The sequence below is a fragment of the Streptomyces sp. NPDC058239 genome, assembly GCF_042882185.1.
In the GTDB taxonomy this organism is placed as follows: Bacteria; Actinomycetota; Actinomycetes; order Streptomycetales; family Streptomycetaceae; genus Streptomyces.
Map to the genome: position 1 here is coordinate 67,476 of NZ_JBHVWS010000009.1, position 19,317 is coordinate 86,792.

Annotated in this window: 14 protein-coding genes and 1 pseudogene; 3 read left to right on the plus strand and 12 right to left on the minus strand. The window is 69.8% G+C overall.

The window, feature by feature from the left end; genetic code table 11:
- Positions 1-173: 173 nt before the first annotated feature.
- Positions 174-848 (minus strand): DUF305 domain-containing protein, encoded by a 675-nt coding sequence (locus ACFVYE_RS13455; RefSeq protein WP_383964014.1) that lies wholly within the window; start codon positions 846-848, stop codon positions 174-176.
- Positions 849-949: 101 nt separating this feature from the next.
- Entirely contained in the window at positions 950-1,627 is a 678-nt protein-coding gene (locus tag ACFVYE_RS13460; RefSeq protein WP_389605665.1) for a hypothetical protein, read from the minus strand.
- 15 nt (positions 1,628-1,642) lie between these two features.
- On the opposite strand from ACFVYE_RS13460, the pseudogene ACFVYE_RS13465 reads away from it, so the two are divergent.
- The 3 genes and pseudogenes from ACFVYE_RS13465 to glpK form a co-directional block, all read left to right on the plus strand.
- Positions 1,643-2,080, plus strand: a pseudogene (locus ACFVYE_RS13465) (MarR family winged helix-turn-helix transcriptional regulator); the annotation flags it as partial.
- A gap of 154 nt (positions 2,081-2,234) precedes the next feature.
- Positions 2,235-3,080, plus strand: a complete 846-nt coding sequence (locus ACFVYE_RS13470) for an MIP/aquaporin family protein (RefSeq protein WP_383964017.1) — start codon at positions 2,235-2,237, stop codon at positions 3,078-3,080.
- Positions 3,081-3,125: 45 nt separating this feature from the next.
- Entirely contained in the window at positions 3,126-4,643 is a 1,518-nt protein-coding gene (gene glpK, locus ACFVYE_RS13475; RefSeq protein WP_383964020.1) for a glycerol kinase GlpK, read from the plus strand.
- A gap of 61 nt (positions 4,644-4,704) precedes the next feature.
- Here the strand turns inward: glpK and ACFVYE_RS13480 are convergent, their stop codons facing one another.
- The 10 genes from ACFVYE_RS13480 to ACFVYE_RS13525 all read right to left on the minus strand — a co-directional run bounded on the left by ACFVYE_RS13480 (position 4,705) and on the right by ACFVYE_RS13525 (position 19,288).
- Positions 4,705-6,978: a M20/M25/M40 family metallo-hydrolase gene (locus ACFVYE_RS13480; protein WP_383964023.1), complete on the minus strand. Its 2,274-nt coding sequence runs from the start codon at positions 6,976-6,978 to the stop codon at positions 4,705-4,707.
- Positions 6,975-8,729: a non-ribosomal peptide synthetase gene (locus ACFVYE_RS13485; RefSeq protein ID WP_383964026.1), complete on the minus strand. Its 1,755-nt coding sequence runs from the start codon at positions 8,727-8,729 to the stop codon at positions 6,975-6,977. Before ACFVYE_RS13485 ends, ACFVYE_RS13480 begins: the two co-directional genes overlap by 4 nt.
- Positions 8,726-12,019, minus strand: coding sequence for an amino acid adenylation domain-containing protein (locus ACFVYE_RS13490; RefSeq protein ID WP_383964029.1), 3,294 nt, complete (start codon positions 12,017-12,019; stop codon positions 8,726-8,728). Before ACFVYE_RS13490 ends, ACFVYE_RS13485 begins: the two co-directional genes overlap by 4 nt.
- Positions 12,016-12,831: a class I SAM-dependent methyltransferase gene (locus tag ACFVYE_RS13495; RefSeq protein ID WP_383964032.1), complete on the minus strand. Its 816-nt coding sequence runs from the start codon at positions 12,829-12,831 to the stop codon at positions 12,016-12,018. Before ACFVYE_RS13495 ends, ACFVYE_RS13490 begins: the two co-directional genes overlap by 4 nt.
- 11 nt (positions 12,832-12,842) lie before the next feature.
- A complete protein-coding gene (locus ACFVYE_RS13500; RefSeq protein ID WP_383964036.1) occupies positions 12,843-13,916 on the minus strand; it encodes an ornithine cyclodeaminase family protein in 1,074 nt (357 codons plus the stop codon).
- A 58-nt stretch (positions 13,917-13,974) separates the two neighbouring features.
- Positions 13,975-15,201, minus strand: coding sequence for an MFS transporter (locus ACFVYE_RS13505; protein ID WP_383964038.1), 1,227 nt, complete (start codon positions 15,199-15,201; stop codon positions 13,975-13,977).
- 2 nt (positions 15,202-15,203) lie between these two features.
- Complete coding sequence (locus ACFVYE_RS13510; RefSeq protein WP_383964040.1) at positions 15,204-16,238, minus strand: pyridoxal-phosphate dependent enzyme; 1,035 nt, start codon at positions 16,236-16,238, stop codon at positions 15,204-15,206.
- Between the two features lie 491 nt (positions 16,239-16,729).
- Positions 16,730-17,833 (minus strand): hydrogenase expression/formation protein HypE, encoded by a 1,104-nt coding sequence (gene hypE, locus ACFVYE_RS13515; protein ID WP_383964100.1) that lies wholly within the window; start codon positions 17,831-17,833, stop codon positions 16,730-16,732.
- Between the two features lie 10 nt (positions 17,834-17,843).
- Positions 17,844-18,971, minus strand: coding sequence for a hydrogenase formation protein HypD (gene hypD / locus ACFVYE_RS13520; protein ID WP_383964043.1), 1,128 nt, complete (start codon positions 18,969-18,971; stop codon positions 17,844-17,846).
- A complete protein-coding gene (locus ACFVYE_RS13525) occupies positions 18,968-19,288 on the minus strand; it encodes a HypC/HybG/HupF family hydrogenase formation chaperone (protein WP_093897385.1) in 321 nt (106 codons plus the stop codon). Before ACFVYE_RS13525 ends, hypD begins: the two co-directional genes overlap by 4 nt.
- Between the last annotated feature and the right edge of the window lie 29 nt (positions 19,289-19,317).

Sequence of the window (19,317 nt, forward strand, 5' to 3'; positions counted from 1 at the left end):
GCGGACGAGCTCCGGGACACCACCGCGGAGGAGGTGGGCGACCTGCTCGCGACCCCGGATACGGACTGAGCGACCGCGTGACTCCGGGAGGCCGGGCTCGTCCGGCCCCTCGGAGTTACGGGAAGGTGGTGCGGACCTTCAGCACGACGAAGGCCCGCATCCCCTGCCGGGCGTCAGAGCCTGGCGATGATCTTGTTCATCTTCTCGATCTCGGCAGTCTGGGCCGTGATCACGGCGCCGGCGAGCTTCTTCGCGCCGGCGTTGCTGCCGTTCTTCTGCTCGTCCTCGGCCATGGTGACCGCGCCCTCGTGGTGGCCGATCATGAGCTGGGCGAACTTCTTGTCGAAGTCCTTGCCCCTGGCGGCCTCGAGGTCGCTCATGTCCTTGCCGGACATCATCCCGGGCATTCCCGAACCGTCCGGGCCGTGGTCCATGCCGGGCATGTCCCCCATCGAGGACGAGGCCGAGGGCAGCGGCTTGCCCCAGGACGTCAGCCAGCCCTTCATGGTGTTGATCTCGGGGTCCTGGGCCTTCTCGATCGCGCCGGCCAGTTCCTTGATCTCGGGGTCGGCGGCGCGGCCGTCGGCCAGCTCCGCCATCTCGATGGCCTGCTGGTGGTGCGGGATCATCTGCTGCGCGAACTTCACGTCCGCGTCGTTGAAAGCACTGCCGGGGGTGGCAGGCGCGGAGGCGCCGGCGGAGCCATGGTCCATGCCGGGCATGGACGAGCCGTCGGTCCTGGATTCTTCGAAGGAGCCGCAGGCCGCCAGCGTCAGAGCGAGTGAGGCGACGATGCCGGCGGTCGCGAGCGCACGGCGGCGGGCAGGGGAAGACAGAGAAGTGGACATCACACGTTCTTTCCGGGTGGATGCGCCACGTCGGTGGCGCGCGAAAGGGGCAGGATCATCCGGCTGGTCCGGCCTGATGGCCGGCAGCCGGCGGACACCTGTCACGTCCGCGCGATGCACACCTGGAGCAGTAGATCCCTGCCGGCGAACGGCGGACCCCGCCGTGCCGGTCCGCGCACCGCCGTACGTCGCCTCCCGAGCACCCATACGGCCAGAACCACGAGGCCCAGCGCCATGAGGAGCGGCAGCAGGCGGTCGCGGGCGTGGGTCGATACGCACGACTCGCCGGTCATCCCGGGCATGGTGGCGGCCGCGTGGGCGGTGCCGTGCTCATCCGTCAGGGCTGTGTGGCCGGCACCCGTCGTCATGGACATGGCCGCGTCCGAGGGCACGGCCATTGCGCCGTGGCAGCCCTCGGCGGCGCTCGCCGGGGCCCCATGCATCAGGAACAGCCCGCACAGGACGGCACACAGCACGAGCAGCCGGGACACTCCCGGTGTGCGCGCCCGCCTGCGATCCACGGCTGCCTCGAATTCTCGGTCGTACGGCTCCTGCGGTACGAGCCCGAGGATACCCCCGCAGGGTTTCCCCGTCCTGTCGCACCCCGTCCCGTCGCACCGCACCGTCCGGACACCTTGCTCGGCTACCGTGCCCGCGAAACTCTGCATACGTACGGACAGAGTTTCGGCGAGCGGGGGCACCTGGTGCGCAAAGGTGTCGCCTTGTTCGACCGTGAGGTGGGGGCGTTCGGCGACCGCGTCCCGATCCTGCTGCACCACTACGCTGACATGCCGATCCGGGAGGTGTGTGCTGACCGGGCGCAAGGACGGAGCCGTCGGGGCCGACCTCCACGCGGCCCGGGAGGAACTCGGGCTCACGGGATCGAGGGACTGCCCGTCGGCGTGCGCGCCGTCCTGGATCTGCTGTGCGAGCACGGGCCCATGACGGTCCCCCAGACGGGCCGCGCACAGGCGCTGAGCCGGCAGTTCGTGCAGCGCATGGTCACCGACGCCGCGGCGGGGCAGTTGGTCGAGATCATCCCGAACCCGGCTCACCAGCGGTCTTCGTTGATCCGGTCGACCGACGGCGGCAGGGCGGCGATCACCGCCGCACTCGCCCGCGAGCAGGCCCTGCTGCGCCAGGTGGACGGGAAACTGACCGACGCCGATGTGACGGCCTGCGTACGGGTGCTCAGCAGCATGCCTGAACTCTTCGACAACGTCGACGTGGACAGACGGCGGGCCCGGGTTCGACCCCCTTCACCAAGCGAGACGTGCACCGACTGCAAGGCTTCGGCCACCAAATGCGGAACCAATTCTCTGCGTCTACGCTCATGTGTGGATCTATGCCGCCAACCGTCGTGACTCGACAGGAAGCGAGAGCCCCATGGAGCGGCTCAAGATGTCGGGAATCGTCGGGGAGCTCTCGGCGGAGTTCCTCGGCACGATGATTCTCATCCTCTTCGGCTGTGGTGTGGTGGCCCAGGTCGTGGCCGGCGGAGCGCTCACGGACCCGGCGGGGGGCCTCGGGAATCATGACAGCATCGCCTGGGCATGGGGTCTCGGAGTCACTCTGGGTGTCTATGTGGCGGGCAGGCTGAGTGGAGCGCACCTCAATCCCGCCGTGACTCTTTCGCTTGCCGCTTTCAAGGATTTTCCCTGGAGGAAAGTGGCTCCCTACGCACTCGCGCAACTCGCAGGAGCGTTCGTCGGGGCACTGGTGGTGCGATGGAACTACACCGAGGCCCTGGCGAGGGCGGACCCGGGGCACACGCTCAAGACGCAAATCGTTTTCTCGACGCTGCCCGCCAACGGGAACCCCGCGCTTCCGGTTCACGAATGGGGGGCGCTGCGGGACCAGGTCATCGGAACCGCCATTCTTGTGCTGCTGATCTTCGCGGTCACTGATCTCCTCAATACGCCACCGGGCGCCAATCTCGGACCGTTCATCGTGGGCCTCATCGTGGTGGGCATCGGTATGGCGTGGGGCACCAATGCCGGGTACGCGATCAATCCGGCCCGTGACTTCGGGCCCCGGCTCGCGAGTTTCCTCACCGGCTACGGAGGGGCGTGGCGGGACCAGTACGGGAACTTCTACTACTGGGTGCCCATTGTGGGCCCACTCGTGGGTGGCCTGGTCGGTGCGTTCCTCTACAAGACCCTCGTCGGCCGTTTCCTGCCCACCGCGGAGGCGGAGCCTGAAGGCAGCATCCCCATACCACCGGAGGAGTGACGCCCGGTTCTTCATCGAGCGGGGACTCAGGAGAGGCAGCACGCCATGGCGGACTTCATCGGCGCGGTGGATCAAGGCACCACCAGCAGCCGCTTCATGATCTTCGATCACGACGGCAACGAAGTGGCCAAGCACCAGTTGGAGCACGAACAGATCCTGCCCCGCCCCGGCTGGGTGGAGCACGACCCGGTGGAGATCTGGGAGCGTACCAACTCGGTGATGCAGAACGCTCTGCGCACCGGAGGTCTGAGCGCCACCGATCTCGATGCCATCGGGATCACGAACCAGCGCGAGACCACCGTCGTCTGGGACCCCCGCACCGGCCGTCCGTACTGCAACGCCATCGTGTGGCAGGACACCCGGACCGACTCGATCGCCAAGGCCCTGGAGAACGAGGGCCATGGCGAGGTCATTCGCCGCAAGTCGGGTCTGCCTCCGGCCACTTACTTCTCCGGCGGGAAGATCAAGTGGATCCTCGACCATGTCGAGGGGGTCCGTGAGGCTGCGGAACAGGGCCATGCGGTGTTCGGGAACACGGACTGCTGGGTGTTGTGGAACCTCACCGGCGGCCCCGACGGCGGCATCCACGCCACCGATGTGACCAATGCCGGCCGGACGATGCTGATGAACCTGGAGACGCTCGACTGGGACGACGAATTGCTGAGCATCTTCGGCATCCCCAGGGTGATGCTGCCGGCCATCCACCCGTCCTCCGACGCCCAGTCGTACGGCCGCACCCGCACGTCCCGGCCCCTGCGGGCCGCGATCCCGATCACCGGCGTGCTCGGCGACCAGCATGCGGCCACCGTGGGGCAGGTGTGCTTCGAGCCGGGCCAGGCGAAGAACACGTACGGCACCGGAAACTTCCTCGTACTCAACACCGGCACGAAGCTGATCCGGTCACAGCACGGCCTGCTCACCACCGTTGCCTACCAGTTCGGCAAGAGCCCTGCGGTCTACGCTCTGGAGGGCTCCATCGCGGTCACGGGATCCGCCGTGCAGTGGCTGCGGGACCAGATGAAGATCATCAGCGAAGCCGCCGAGAGCGAGCGGCTCGCCAGAACCGTCCAGGACAACGGCGGGATGTATTTCGTGCCGGCGTTCTCGGGCCTCTTCGCTCCCTACTGGCGCTCGGACGCCCGCGGCGCCATCGTCGGTCTCGCCCGCTACAACACCAACGCCCATCTGGCCCGGGCCACTCTGGAAGCCATCTGCTATCAGAGCCGGGATGTGGTGGAGGCGATGGAACAGGACTCAGGTGTCCATCTCGATGTGCTCAAGGTCGACGGCGGGGTCACGGCCAACGACCTGTGCATGCAGATCCAGGCGGATGTTCTGGGGGTACAGGTGAGCCGCCCGGTCGTCGCCGAGACCACCGCGCTGGGCGCCGCGTATGCGGCGGGTCTCGCCACCGGTTTCTGGCGCGACCAGGGCGAGTTGCGGGAGCAGTGGCAGGAGTCGAAACGCTGGGAGCCGCAGTGGAGCGACGAGCAGCGCGCCGAAGGCTACGCCGATTGGAAGAGAGCGGTCGAGCGCACTCTCGACTGGGTGAGGGTGGGATGACGGCAGGGGTCCGACGACCGTACGGGCGTGCCCGGCCGGGAACGCCCGTACGGCGGTCGGGTCAGGCCTCGGTGCGCAGTCCGGCCAGCAGCTGGTAGACGGTTTCGGTGCCTTGCCGCAGGGCTTCGACGCCAATGTGTTCGTCGGTGCCGTGCATGCGCTTGAGCATGTCCCGGTTCACGGTGAACGGGTACATGCCGTAGACGGGTACGTTCTGTTCCCGGAACGGCACCGCGCTGGTGACCGCCTCGAACTGACAGGCGGTGGCCCGTACTCCGGGGTGTGTCCTGCGTACGGCTGTCTGCCAGGCGCGGAAGACGTCCGTGTCGTAGCCGGAGTCGGGCACGGCCAGATAGCCGCGCAGCCGGTCCAGGGCCTGTTGCTCGCTCTCCCCGGTGTTGCCGACCACCGTCAGCGCCGCCCGGTTGCCGATCAGCGAGCGCAGTTCGGCGACGATGCGGCCGGGGTCGTCGGCCCCGGGGAGGAAGGCGGCCCGGAACTCCGCGGTCGCCGTGCCCGGCACGATGCTCGGGTAGTAGCCGGACTGCGCGGAGGTGAACGCGAGCGTGGTGCGCAGCATCGCGTTGTGCAGCTCAGGGGTCTCGCTGAGCCGCACCACCGCCTCGCCGGCCCTGTCCCGCTGCTGTTCCGAACGCGCATCGAGCATCTCGCGCAGGGCCTCGGCGAGCGACCGGTCGGTGGTGGCCTCGGCGAGTTCGGCGAAGTACTGCCGGGACAGCGCGTTGGGACGGATGTGTGCGCGCCACTCCCCCAGTTGCTCAAGCACCTCCCCCAGCCGGATCACGGCCTGTCCTGTGAATGGCTTGGACGTGTGGGTGGCGTACGAGGAGGTCTCCAGGCGCAGCAGCAGGGAGCGCTTGTCGTTGCAGGTGAGCGAGGCGATCATGGGCGTCCTGCCGTCGCGCTGATTGAGCACCCAGCCGCCCTCGGTGATGACCGCGCCCGCCTCGACCTTGCCGGGGTGTTCCGTGAGGAACCAGCGCACCCCGTAGGGCCCCTGTTCCTCGTCGCAGTCGGACCAGAAGACGATGTCGCGGTCGAAGGCCGCGCCCTCGCGGACATGGCGCAGCAGAGCGGCGACGAATGCGGCGTTGACGCCCTTCATGTCGAGCGAGCCGCGGCCGTACAGCTTGCCGTCCTTGATGTCTCCGGCGAAGGGGTCCGTCGTCCACTTGTCACCGATGGCGGGGACTACGTCGGAGTGGCCGAGCAGGACCAGTGGTTTCTTCCGAGCGGGCCCGCTGCCGGGGACGCGGGCGAAGAAGTGGACGTTGCCTTCCTTGGGGGTGGGCACGATCTCGGTGCCCACCCCTGCCGCGCGGAAGATTCCCTGGAGCATCCGGGCGAACGGCTGGGTGAGCGCGCCGTCGCCGGGGTTGCTGGTGTTCTGCCGGATCATGGCCACGGCGAGACCCACGGGGTCGGTGGGATCGCCCTCGAAGGAGACACTGCCCGCGGCGGTCGGCGCGGCGGCGGACGCTCTGGGTGACGTGGCCGGCACCGCACCGAGGCCCAGCACCGTGCCCGCGACGGCCGTCGCTCCCGCGCCGAGCACGGAACGACGTGACGGCCGGGTTCCGGGAAGGCCGTCCAGGCAGGCGGAGATGACCGCTGCCGGGTTCTCCTGGTGGGCGTAGTGACCGCCTTCGACGGACAGCAGAGTGCACTCGTCACGGGTCCAGTCGGCCCAGCGGCGCACAGTCACTTCGGGCACGTGCGGGTCCTCGGTGGCCCACACCGCGCGCAACTCGACGTGGGGTACGGGACTTCGGCTGCCGTCGTAGTCCGCGGCCAACTGCAGATCGGCGATGACGGGAGGCAGCAGCACCTCCTCGAACTCGGGGTCCGCCAGCAGCTCCGGGTCGGTCAGTCCGGTCCCGGTCGCGAAGGCATGGGCGTCCTCGACGGTCACCTCGTCACCGTCTCCGTGGAAGTCACCGGGGCACTGTCCGGCCACCGCACACAGCCGCGCGACCGGCACCCCGGCGTCGAGCAACCGGCAGCACGTCTCGTACGCAAGGAGCGCACCGAGGCTGACGCCGATCAGCACCAGTCGCCGCCCTCCCCGCAGTGCGCGTATCTCGGCCGCCACGGCATCCGCGTAGGCGGTCATGTCGGTGACGGGTTCCTCGTCGACGCGGGTGCCGCGGCCCGGCGGTGTGATCAGCGCGAGTGCGGTGTCCTCGGGCAGTCGGCCCCGCCAGTTCGCGAACGTCGAACCGTGGGCGCCGGTGGGTGCGAAGCAGACGGCGAGGGTGCCGACCGCACTGTCCGGTGGGGTTTCGCCCTGGACGCTCAACCATGGGACGTTCATGCCTGTTCCTCCTGCTGGATCTCGCGGCACAGTGCGGCGATCGCGGGGACGGTGGGTGCGCCGAGGATGCGGCGCAGTGGGACGCGTCGGCCCGCTGTCCTGGCCAGCCGGTTGGCGAGCCGCACGGCGAGCAGGGAGTGGCCTCCGGCGTCGAAGAAGTTCTGGTCCGCCGAGGCCGGTGGGGCGCCGAGCAGTTCCTGCCAGAGGGCGGCGACGGCGGCCTCGGTGTCGTCGGTCGGGGTGAATCCGGCCGCCTGCTCCTGCCCGATGCCCGCCACGAGCGTGCGCAGGGCGGTGCGGTCGAGCTTGCCATTGGTGCTCAGCGGGAGCCGCGGGACCTGCTGAATACGGGCGGGCAGCATGTAGTCGGGCAGCCGGTCGCGCAGATAGCCGCGCAGTGCGGCGGGGCCGCTCTCCTCGTCGGCGGTGAAACAGGCGACGATGCGTGCTTCGCCGCCCTCGCTCTCCGCGTACGCCCCCGCGTCGGTGATGTCCGGTGCCTTGCGCAGCGTGGCCTCGATCTCCTCCAGCTCGACGCGGTAGCCGCGTACCTTGATCTGGTTGTCGGCGCGTCCGGTGATCTCCAGTACCGCGTCCGGGAGTTGGCGGCCGCGGTCCCCGGTCCGGTAGTGCAGGACTCCTGCGTCGTCCGTGGTGAAGCGGTCTTCGCCGTCGCCGCCGAGATAGCCGAGGGCGAGCGGAGGCCCGGAGACCCACACCTCGCCTGTCACACCGGATGGCAGCCGTCGGCCGAGCCGGTCGCGGACCGAGAGCGAGGCACCCGCCACGGGCCTGCCGACGGGGACGCGTTCGGCGTCCGCGGGCAGTCGGGCGGTGTCGTACGCGGCGACGTTGGAGGCGGTCTCCGTCATGCCGTACAGGTTCAGCAGCGTGGCGTCGGGCCAGACCTCGCGGAAGCGCAGGACCGTGTCCACCGGCAGGGTGTCGGCACCACTGGTGACCAGCACGGGCCGGTGCCCGTCGGGGTATTTGGCGCTCTCCTCCAGCAGCCCGGCGATCAGCTGCGGGGTCAGGAAGAGATGCGTGATCCGCTCCTGCTCGACGGCGGCGGCGAACAGCACCGGGTCGAGCAGTTCGTCGGTGCCGAGCACGACGGACGGAATGCCCTTCAGGAGTCCGCCCAGCAGCTCCCAGGGCGAGGCGACCAGCGCCACGGATTTCTGGACGGCCAGTACCGCGTCGTCGGGGAACGGGTGATCCTGCCACATCCATTCCAGCCGGCCGCGGACCGAACGCCGGCTGATACGTACGCCCTTGGGGTTCCCGGTCGTCCCCGAGGTGTAGACGATGTGGAACAGCGCGTCGTCGTCGGGCTCCTGCCCGGGGGCCTGGTGCAGCGGGCCGTCGGCGAGGGGGGCGAGTGTGACGCGGGGGGCGTCCAGTGTGGGGAACTGATCGAGTCCGGGCTCGGCCAGCACGCAGTGCGGTCCTGTCTCCTCCACCATCCGGCGCTGTCGTCGCACGGGTATCGCGGGATCGAGCCCGAGGTAGGCGGCGCCCGTCTTCAGTACGGCGAGGACTCCGGCGACGGCGGCGGGCCCGCGCTGAGCGGCAAGTGCCACCAGCGAGCCGGGACCCGTTCCTTTGGCGGCGAGCCGGGCGGCCAGCCGGCCGCTCCACTGGTCGAGTTCACGGTAGGTGAGGCTGGTGCCGGTGTGGCGCAGGGCGACGGCCCGGGGGTGGGCCGCCACCTGCTCGGCAAAGCGTTCCAGCAGGGTCGGCGTGGTCATCGGTGATCGTCTCCGGGCAGCAGGTCGAGGGAACGGATGGTGGTGTGCTCCGCACGCTCCGGGTCGGTCAGGGCCCGCAGCGCGATCAGCGTGGATTCCAGTACGTTGCGGGCGGCCGGGGCGTCGAGCAGCTCCTGCTGGTAGGCGTACTGCAACAGCAGCCGGCCGGGGCCGTGCGGCTGGACGTACAGCGCGCAGTCGTACTTGGTGTAGCCGGTGTCCAGCTCGACGAAGCGGAACCCGACGTCCGAGGCGGTGGTGGCGCGCGCCGGGTACGGCAGCATGTTGAGCATGGTCTGGAAGACCGGCGTCGCCGAGGAACTGCGTGAGGCGGCCGGAAGCCGCCGCAGTGTCCAGCCGAAGGGGTGATCGGCTGCGGCGTACGCGTCGTACACCGTCTCCCGCACCTGTGTGGTGAACTCCGCCAGGGTCGCGGCCGGGTCGATGTGCAGACGCAGCGGCAGCATGGCGAGCATGAACGCCGGGACCTCGGCCGCCTCCGGCCGCTCCCGGCCCGCCATCGGGGCACCGACGATCACCTCGTCGGCGTCGCCGTAGTAGCTCAGGGCCAGCGCGTAGGCGGCCAGCAGCGGAACGAATGCGGTGGCGGAGGCGGACAGTGCGGCGTCGCGCAGCCGCTGGGACAGTCGCTCGTCGAGGACCGCCTCGGTGGTCTCGCCCCGGTAGGTGGGCGTGGCCGGCCGCTGCTTCTGCGCGATCTGCAGTGCCGGGAGATCGCCCGCGAGCCGGCGCAGCCAGTACTTCCCCGCCTCGGCGACCTCCTCGGTGGCAAGGCGCGCCTCCAAGTGGTCCAGATAGCGGTCGTACCGGGTGGCGCGCTCGGGGTCGGGCCCGGCCGGCTGCTGTTCGTACAGTTCGGCGAGCCGCTGGAACAGCACGGTGGCGCCCCAGCCGTCGAGGAGCAGCTCATGCATCGTGACCAGCAGCCGGTGCTGTCCGCCGGGCAGTCGGAACAGCTCGGTCCGCATGGCGGGTTCGGTGAGGAGGTCGAAGGGCTTGGCGGCCTCCTCGGCGGCCACTGTGCGGAACTCGTCCGCGGTGATGTGCCGCGCCTGTCCGGGCGGCGGCACTTCCCAGTGCGGATAGTGGTGCACCACTGCCTGCCCGCCCGGCTCGTCGGTCTCGGCGAACCGGGCGAGGAGCAGCGGGTTCTCGGAAAGCAGCAGCTGCCAGGCCCGCCCCAGCCGTGCCACGTCCAGTGGCCCGTCCAGTTCCAGGGAGCCCTGGTAGCTGTAGTAGGGGCTGAACGGGTCGAGTCGCCAGTGGAAATAGACACCGGCCTGCTGCGGGGTGAGCGGCCGGGTCCGCGGGGCGTCCCAGGCATGTTCCGTACGGGTGCCGGCCGCCGGCTGCCGGTGGCGGCCGAGCGCGGCGAGTGCGGCGGGGCTGCCGTCGCGCAGCACGTCCCGCAGGCCCGCGGGCGATCCCTCCTCGCGCAGTGCCGCGACCAGCCGCATCGCCAGCAGCGAGTCGCCGCCCAGCTCCAGGAACGAGTCGTCCCGGCCGACCCGCCCGGTGCCGAGGAGTTGGGCGACGAGGGCCGCGATCGCGGTCTCCGCATCGCCGCGCGGGGGTGTGTACGGGCGGCTGTGGGGGCGGCTGCGGCGCGGTGGTGCGGGGAGCGCCTTGTAGTCCGTCTTGCCGTTCCGGGTGAGCGGGAGGTGGGGCAGGACGACGAAGGTGTGCGGCACCATCGGCGCGGGGAGCCGTTCGGCCAGATGGGCGCGGAGTGATTCCTCCGCCGTCTCGTCGCCGGAGGCGGCGACATATGCGACGAGCCGTGGCGGCTGAGCCACCGGGATGTGGGCGCTCTCGCGGGCCACCAGGGCGCCGGTGTCGTCGGGGGTGTGGACGGTGACGGCGCAGGCGGCGATCGCGGGGTGGCCGCCGAGGACCGCTTCGATCTCGGCGAGTTCCATGCGTACGCCGCCCAGCTTCACCTGCCGGTCGACCCGGCCCAGATATTCCAGCTGGCCGTCCGGCAGTACGCGTACGGCGTCCCCGGTGCGGTAGAGGCGCCCGCTGCCGTCGCCGAAGGGGTCGGTGAAGAAGGAGCGAGCGGTGGTGTCCGGGTCTCCGAGGTAGCCGCGGCCCACGACGAGTCCTCCGACGAACAGCTCGCCGGTCTCCCCGTGTGCACAGGCGTGCCACTCCCCCTCCTCGGAACGAAGCACATAGAGCGCCGCGTTTCCGATGGGAGAACCGATCGGCAGATGGCGTACTCCGGCGGGCTGTGAGCCGAGTAAGGCATGGGTGACATCGTCGGAGCACTCGGTGGGGCCATAGGCGTTGAGCAGTCCGATGCCCGGCATGGTCTTGTGCCACCGCCGGGCCAGGGCGGGTGGCAGCTCCTCGCCGGTGGCGATCATCCAGCGCAGCGCGCCGGTCCCGGTCCCTGCGCTCTTGTGGGCGTCGAGCAGGAAGCGGATCAGTGTGGGTACGGTTTCCAGCACCGTGGTTCCGTGGCTGCGCAGTTCCTCCAGCAGCAGTGCGCCGTCCTGCGCCTGCTCGTCGCCGAAGATCTGTACGCGGCCGCCGACGAGCAGCGGGGCGAGCATCTGCCAGACGGAGATGTCGAAGCCCAGCGGTGCGGTCTGCGCCAGCCGGTCGTCGGCGGTCAGCCCCAGGTCGTCGACCTTGGCCCACAGATGGTTGAGCATCCCCTGGTGTTCGACGATCGCGGCCTTGGGACGGCCGGTCGATCCGGAGGTGTAGAGGACATAGCGCACCTCGTCCGGGGCGGGCGGTGCAGTCCGGATGTACGGAGTGTCCGCCGGTTCCGGTACGGCGGTGGGGACCCCGGCCGCCTGGGCTCCCTTGACCAACTCGCCGCTGTCCGCCGCTCCGCCCGTGGTCAGCATGAGCACGGCGCCGCTGTCGGTGAGGAGGGACTCGACGCGGGCGGCGGGCCAGCCCGCGTCCACCGGCAGATAGACGGCACCCAGCAGCTCCAGTGCGAGAAAGGCCGTGATGACGTCGCTGCCGCGACGGCCGCCGACCGCGACGATCTGCCCCCGCGAGATTCCGGCAGCCGCCAGCCGTGCGGCTGTACGATGCATCCGGTCTGCCAACCGGGCGTAGCCGATGGATATTTCGCCGTCGTCGATCGCCGTGCGGTCAGGGTGCGTGGCCGCGTACCGCTCGACGTACGTGTGCACTCCGTTGCCCAGCTCGTACGGCTCGCTGCGGGTCAGCGCCAGGGCGACGGCCCGCTCCCGTGCCCCTTCGGCCAGCGGGAGCGTCGGATAGTGCTCGGGTATGCCGGTCACTGCGCCCCCTTCTTCTCTGCGATGACGAGCAGATACTCGACGGGCACGCCTGTGCCACGCTCATCGGTGGTGTGGAAGCCCTCGGTCATCTCGACCATCTCCGCTCGCAGTTCCTTCCAGCGCGAGGGCGGCGAGATGGTGTTCTTCGCTGCGATGCAGGGGCCGAAGCAGTTCTCGAAGAAGGCGACGAGATCCTCGGCCGTGTCGAACGGGTAGAAAAGTTCCCGGCGTTCGGACGTGACTGCGAATCCGGGGCCGAAGAGCTCGGCGAGATAGTCCGGGGAACCCCACAGCATGGGCTGCCCCTGATGGCCGTTGGGCGAGGGGAAGTAGGCGGAGAGGATCTCCTGGAAGTGGGCGGTCCAGCTGCGTGCCGTCCAGTTGCACATGCCGATCCGGCCGCCGGGCCGCAGCACCCGGGCCATCTCGCCGGATGACGCGGCATGGTCGGGCGCGAACTGGATCCCATAGGTGGAGGTCACGAGGTCGAACGAGACGTCTCCAAAAGGGAGTTGCTGTGCGTCGCCGCGGTGCAGCTCCACCTCGACACCGGCACTTGAGAATCGTGCGCGCGCGTCGGGGAAGAACTCGTCGGTCAGATCCAGCCCGGTGACGTCACAGCCGCGCAGGGCGGACAGCAGCGCGACGTTGCCGTTGCCTGTGGCGACGTCGAGATGGCGGGTGTCCGGCTCCGGGGCGAGCCGGTCGACCAGCTCGACGGCGCCGGGCCGCAACAGATCGGCGACGTGCCGGTACTCACCGTACGACCACATGGTGCGGTTGATCTCCTGGACGTTCTCATCGATCGTCATGCGGATCCCCCTCAGAGTGTGAGCCGGACGCCCAGACCGGCGGCTTCGGCGCGGGCGTGGATACGGTCGGCGACGGCGACGTCGAGGATCGACATACCGAACGGGTTACTGATCACGATCTCGTCCCGGTCCCGGCGGCCGGGGTGCCGGCCGGCGAGCACATCGCCGAGCGTGCCGTCGACGCGGCGGGCGCCGGGCCGTGCTGTGACTCCCTCTCTCGGGGTGCCGTCGGGGCCGAGCAGGGTGCCCGCCCGGTGCATCCGGCCCAGCAGTCGGCGCGGGTCGTCACGGACCAGGCTCCAGTCGTCGACGATCAGCGTGCCGGCCGAGAGCACCGCCGCCTCGGTGAGGTCGTCCAGCGAGACATGACACACGAGCGTGCCCGGCCTCAGCCAGTCAGGCTCGATGTAGCCCCGGGTCACCGTCGTGACGGGCACGACGAGTTCGGCGTCCCGCACAGCCTCGCGCGGACCGTCGGCGAGCACCGCCTCGACATCCGCGGCCCCGGGGAGCGAAGCGATGTACCGGGCGACGGACTTCGCACGGTCGGGCGCCACGTCGTACAGCGAGACTCGGCGCAGGGTGGGCACGGTGCGCAGCAGCAGCGCCACATGCGCCTGTGCGAGCGCGCCGCAGCCGAGGAGCGCCAGCTGTCGTGGCTCCTCCACCGCCAGATGGCGAACGGCGAGCGCGGTCACCGCCGCGGTGCGCATCGCGCTGATGTACGCGGCCTCCATCAGTGCGAGGGGGCGGGCGGTCTCCGGGTCGAGGAGCAGGGTGAAGCCCTGTGAGCGCGGAATGCCGCGTCCCGGGTTGCCGATCGAGGCGTTGATGGTCTTCATGCCGACGACCGGCGGCCGGCCGTCCTGGACCAGCGCGCCGGGCATGGCCAGCAGCCGGGCCGAGTCGCCCTGTGGCGTGGTCCAGCCGAGGTAGGCCTCTTCGGGGAGGACCGACTGTCCGGCGGAGTGCAGCGTGAGCGCCTCGGCCACCGCCGCCACGATGTCCACGTCGCGGGCCGCCTCGATGACGTCCGCACGGTTCAGATAACGGAAGTGGCTGTCGGGGTATTGCTCGAAGTCCATTGCGGGCGGGGCTCCTTGGCGAGAGGGTCGGTGGTGGTGGGGAGTGTCCGGGGGTGGTTCAGTCGCCGGTGCCGCGCGGCCCGCGCAGCATCGCGAAGGGGACGAGCGCGCCGAGCAGCAGTACGCAGGCGAGCGCGATCCAGCCGGCCGTGCCGAGGGCGAGGACGACGCCGGTCATCAGCACCGGGCCCGCGACCCGGTTGGCGACGGTGCGGCTGGTGTTGAACAGCACCAGGTAGGCGCTGCGCGCCCGTTCAGGTGCCAGATCGAAGGAGAGGGTCCACGATGCGCCGACCTGGAGCAGTTCGGCGAACGTCAGAAGAACGACGGCAGCACCGAGCACCATCAGTGCTTGCCGCGCTCCGAAGCCGGGCGCGGCGGCGAAGGCCAGGGTGCCGCAGCTGAGCAGCAGTGCCGCGGTCGCGTACGAGTACCACGCCCGGCGCGTTGTGCTGTAGCAGCGGTTGAGCGGGTACTGAAGGGCGATGCACAGCACGGTGTTGACGGCGTACAGGATTCCGACATAGCGCTCCGGTACGTCGGTCCCGGTGACGAGCCACAGCGGGAAGGCCACGTTGAGTACCGGCATCCAGAGCGACACCAGTGCGTTGTAGGCGGTGAAGCCCAGCAGCCGTCGGTCCTTGAGCAGATCCGCGACACGGGCACTCTCGACAGCGGTCGCGGCTTCCTCTCCCCGGGCGGTTGCGTACACCACGGCCACCACCACGTAGGCGAGTGCGCCACCGATCAGCAGCGGCCGGAAGGCTCCGGGCGCTCCGGAACCCAGGGTGACTCCGGCGATCAGCCCGCCCAGACTGATGCCGAGGTTGACGACGGTGCGCTGCACGGCCATCACCTTCGCGCGCAGGCTCTCGGGGGCTCGCGCACCGACGTACGACTGCACCAGTGGGGGCGAGGACTGCTCGGTGACGGCGATGACGGCGACCACGAGGAGGAAACTCCACCAGCCGTCCACCCACAGATAGCCGACGGTGGCCAGGGCGCGCAGCAGCATCACACCGATCAGCACCGGCTTCGGCCCGAAGCGTCCGGCCAACCGGGCGATGGGCACGGCGGCGGCGATGGCGACGGCTCCGCCGATCGTCAGGCCGGTGCCGACGGACGACGTGCTGAGATGAGCGACCTTGACGAAGTAGATGGTCGAGACGGCGAGGAACAGTCCCGTACCGGTCCACTCGATCAGCGTGGCGCCCTGGACCAGCGGCAGGAACCGCCGGTAGTCGGGGCCCGTCCGCCGCCGGTCGAGGGTGGTGCTCGTGCTCATTGTCAGTGCTCCTGGTGCTTTCGGTCGAAGAAGAGGCCTTCGCGGCGCAGTTGTTCCACGGCGGCCGTGATCTCCTTGACGACGCCCTGCTCGGTCGCCCAGTCGTCGCAGTAGAGGGTGTCGCGGTATTTGCCGCCGCCGTCGGCGGCCAGGCAGACCGCGAGCCGGTCGTCCATGCGGCCGCGCTCCAGGTCGGTCAGCAGCGCGCGTACGGCGCAGCCGCTGGATCCCCCCAGTACGAGCCCCACGTCCTCGGCGAGGATCCGGCAGACGGCGATCGCCTCGATGTCGTCGACGTGCACGGCACGGTCGTAGCCGTGCGGCCCTTTCAGGAAGGCGGACGGCCGGCTGGCTCCGATGCCCGGCAGCAGCCGGCGTCCGGCGCTGCCTGCGACGGCCAGCGAACCGCGTACGTCCACGGCGACCGCGGCGACGTCGGGCCGGTGCCGGCGCAGATGTGCGCTGATGCCGGCGAGGGTGCCACCGGTGGACACCGGCACGTACACCGCGCCGAGTTCCGGTCCCGCCTGCTCGGTGATCTCGGGTCCGGTGGTGCGACGGTGGATGTCGGGCGAGGCCCAGTTCTCGTACTGGTTGGGCCAGCGGTATCCGGGGTTCCGGTCGCACAGCTCGCGCACCCTGCGCAGCCGGCTCAGCAGGTAGCCGCCCTGGCCGTCCGGTTCATCGACGACGATCACCCGGGCTCCGCGTTCGGTCAGCATGGTGCGGGTGGCGTGCGGGGTCTTGAGGTCGACCACCGCGAGGAAGACGCAGTCGATGGACGGCAGCAGCCGGGCCAGGGCCAGGCCGAGATTGCCGGAGGTGGATTCCACCACCACCGTGCCCGGGGTGAGCGGTCGTTCGTCGTGCAGCGCCTGTAACAGCCCCACGGCGCTGCGGTCCTTCACCGATCCGGTGGGGCCGTGTTCCTCGAGTTTCAGTCCCAGACGCCGCACCCGGCCCCGGTGGGCGACGTCCAGGTGGAGTAAGGGAGTCCTGTGGAGGGCCCGTGCCAGGACGGGTTTGACACGCGGCACTGCTTCCCCCTGTGCGATGCGTTGTTGACCTTTTCCGTGGTTCGACCGGCCTGCCCCGCTGCGCGCACTCAGACCTTAGGCATGCACCCCCCGATGTCAACACGCCACTGCCCAGCGCGCGTGTCGCTCTTGGCCAGAACAGCGCTTGACGCCTCCTCGCGCCCCTCCGCATCCCCGCTGAGGATCCCAGCGTCGGCGGGGGTACGGCTCAGTGGCCCGCCGCGCGCAGGGGGGCGCGGTCGGCAATTCGAAATGGCCGGTTCGGTGCAACACCTGTCGGTGCTGCCGGACCCGCACGACGAGAACCGTCCCGCCCCTGTGCCGGAACGGTTCCATCGCCGTGCGGTCGGAGCCCTACGGAGTGGCCCGGACTGCCGGACAGAGGCCGGCCAGGCCGCCGGCATGGTCGGTGGACTCCCGTGCCCTGCAACCGAATCCGGCGTGCCTTCGGGCCGGGCACGCCGTGGGATCCGGCGCAGGGCGGCGGGTCGTCAGCAGATCCGCGGCAGTTGCTCCCCGACCGGCAGGTCGACCACCCGTGTACCGCCGAGCCCGGTGCGGGCCACCACCATGCCCGGGTGGGCGTCCACCACCTCACCGATGACTGCCGCATCCCGGCCCAGCGGGTGTGCACGCATCGCGTCCAGGACCGCATCGGCGTGTTCACGCGGTACGAACGCCACCAGCTTCCCCTCATTGGCGACGTACATCGGGTCGAGGCCCAGGATGGCGCAGGCATTGGCCACCGGCGGAGGGACAGGGACGTGTCGCTCCTGGATCACGACGCCGGTGCCCGACGCCGCTGCGATCTCGTTGAGGGATGCGGCGAGCCCCCCACGGGTGGGGTCGCGCAGTACGTGCAGGTCCGGGGTGACCGCGAGCATGGCAGCCACAAGTCCTCCCAGGGCCGCGCAGTCGCTCTCGATCTCGACGCCGAACTCCAGGCCCTCGCGCACGCTCATGATTGCCACGCCGTGGACACCGATCGCCCCGCTGACGATCACGACGTCACCCGGGACGACACGCTGCGGACACAGGTCTACGCCGGCCGGGATGAGGCCGATGCCGGCGGTGTTGATGAAGATGCCGTCTCCATGACCGGCTTCGACCACCTTGGTGTCCCCCGTCGCCACCTCGACGCCCGCGTTGCGCGCGGCGGCGCCGAAGGCGTCGGCCACGCGCGCGACGACGGACAGCTCGACGCCCTCCTCCAGGATGAATCCGCAGGACAGATAGGCCGCACGCGCACCGCTCATGGCCAGGTCGTTGACGGTGCCGTTGACCGCGAGGTCGCCGATACTGCCACCGGGGAAGAACAGCGGCCGCACCACGAACGAGTCGGTGGAGAAGGCCAGGCGGGCGCCGCCCAGCGACACCGATGCCGAATCGCCCATCTGCGCGAGCACCTCACCTCCGAAGGCGGGGGCGAAGATGTGCTGGACCAGTTCGGCGGAGAGCGCGCCGCCACCGCCGTGGCCCATCACGATGCGCGGGTGATCCCGCAGCGGGGCCGGGCATGTCCATGCCGTGGGATCGAGCGGCGGGACACCGGAGGGAGGCGTCGCCGAAGCGGTTGCGTCACCACGCGTGGAGATCTCGACGGTCTCAGCCAACGGAGCTCGCCTCCAGAGGTGCGGTCTTCTTCATGTCCAGCCGCCGGTAGAGGTAGTACGCGGCGCAGGCGCCCTCGCTGGAGACCATGGTCGCTCCGAGTGGCGTGCGAGGAGTGCAGATGGTGCCGAATGCCTCGCATTCATGGGGCTTCAGCAGGCCCTGCAGGACCTCTCCGCTGCGGCACTGAGCGGGTTCACGGGTATCGATACCGGTCACCGAGAAGCGGTATTCGGCGTCGTAGTCCCGATAGCGCGGGGAGAGCCGCCAGCCGCTGCCGGGGATGACGCCGATGCCGCGCCAGGCCCGGTCGGTCACCTCGAAGACGTCCTCCAGCATGGCCAGAGCGGCGGGGTTTCCCTCCGGGCGCACTGCGCGCGGGTAGGCGTTGTCCACCGTGTGTTCACCGCGTTCCAGCTGAGCCACGGTACGGCGCACGCCTTCCAGGATGTCCAGCGGTTCGAACCCTGTCACCACGATCGGGACACCGAACCGTTCGGCCAGATCGGGATACTCGCCCACGCCCATGACGCTGCACACATGTCCTGCGGCGAGGAATGCCTGCACCCGGCAGCTCGGCGACTGCATGATCGCCTCGATCGCCGGTGGCACCCGGACATGGGACACCAGCAGGCTGAAGTTGCGGATGCCGAGCCTGCGTGCCTGATAGACCGTCATCGCGTTGGGAGGCGCAGTGGTTTCGAAGCCGATCCCGAAGAACACGACCTCCCGATCCGGGTTCTGCTGGGCAATCTTCAGCGCGTCGAGCGGGGAGTAGACGACCCGTACGTCGCCGCCCTCGCTGCGGACCCGGAACAGGTCCCGGCCGGTGCCGGGGACGCGGAGCATGTCACCGAAGGAACAGAAGATCACCTCCGGGCGGGAGGCGATCTCCAGCGCCTTGTCGATGACCTCCAGAGGCGTGACGCACACCGGGCAGCCCGGTCCATGGATCAGTTCGACCTGGTCCGGCAGCAGTTGATCGATGCCGTGCCGGATGATCGTGTGCGTCTGCCCGCCGCAGACCTCCATCAGCGCCCATGGCCTGGTCACGGTGGAGCGGATCTCGTCGAGCAGACGCCGGGCCAGTGCGGGGTCCTGGAATTCGTCGATGTACTTCACTGCTGCGCCTCCTGGGCTGCTTCACCGGCGCCGGGCAGCGGCAGCCCACCCGCCTCTGCCGCCATTTCCCACGGGTCACCGAACTCTTCCTGGAGCATGCCGAGTTGGGCGAACAGCTCCAGTGTCTGCCGGGCCGACTCCTCGTCCAGCTTCTGCAGGGCGAACCCCACGTGGACGATGGCGTACTCGCCGACCTGAAGGTCCGGCAGATACTCCAGACATGCTTCCTTGACCACTCCGCCGAAATCGACGGTGGCCATGCGTGTGCCGTCCCGTTCCTCGATTTCCAGTACTCTGCCGGGCACCGCCAGGCACATGGCTTCTCCTTGCTGTGGTTGATCCGCCT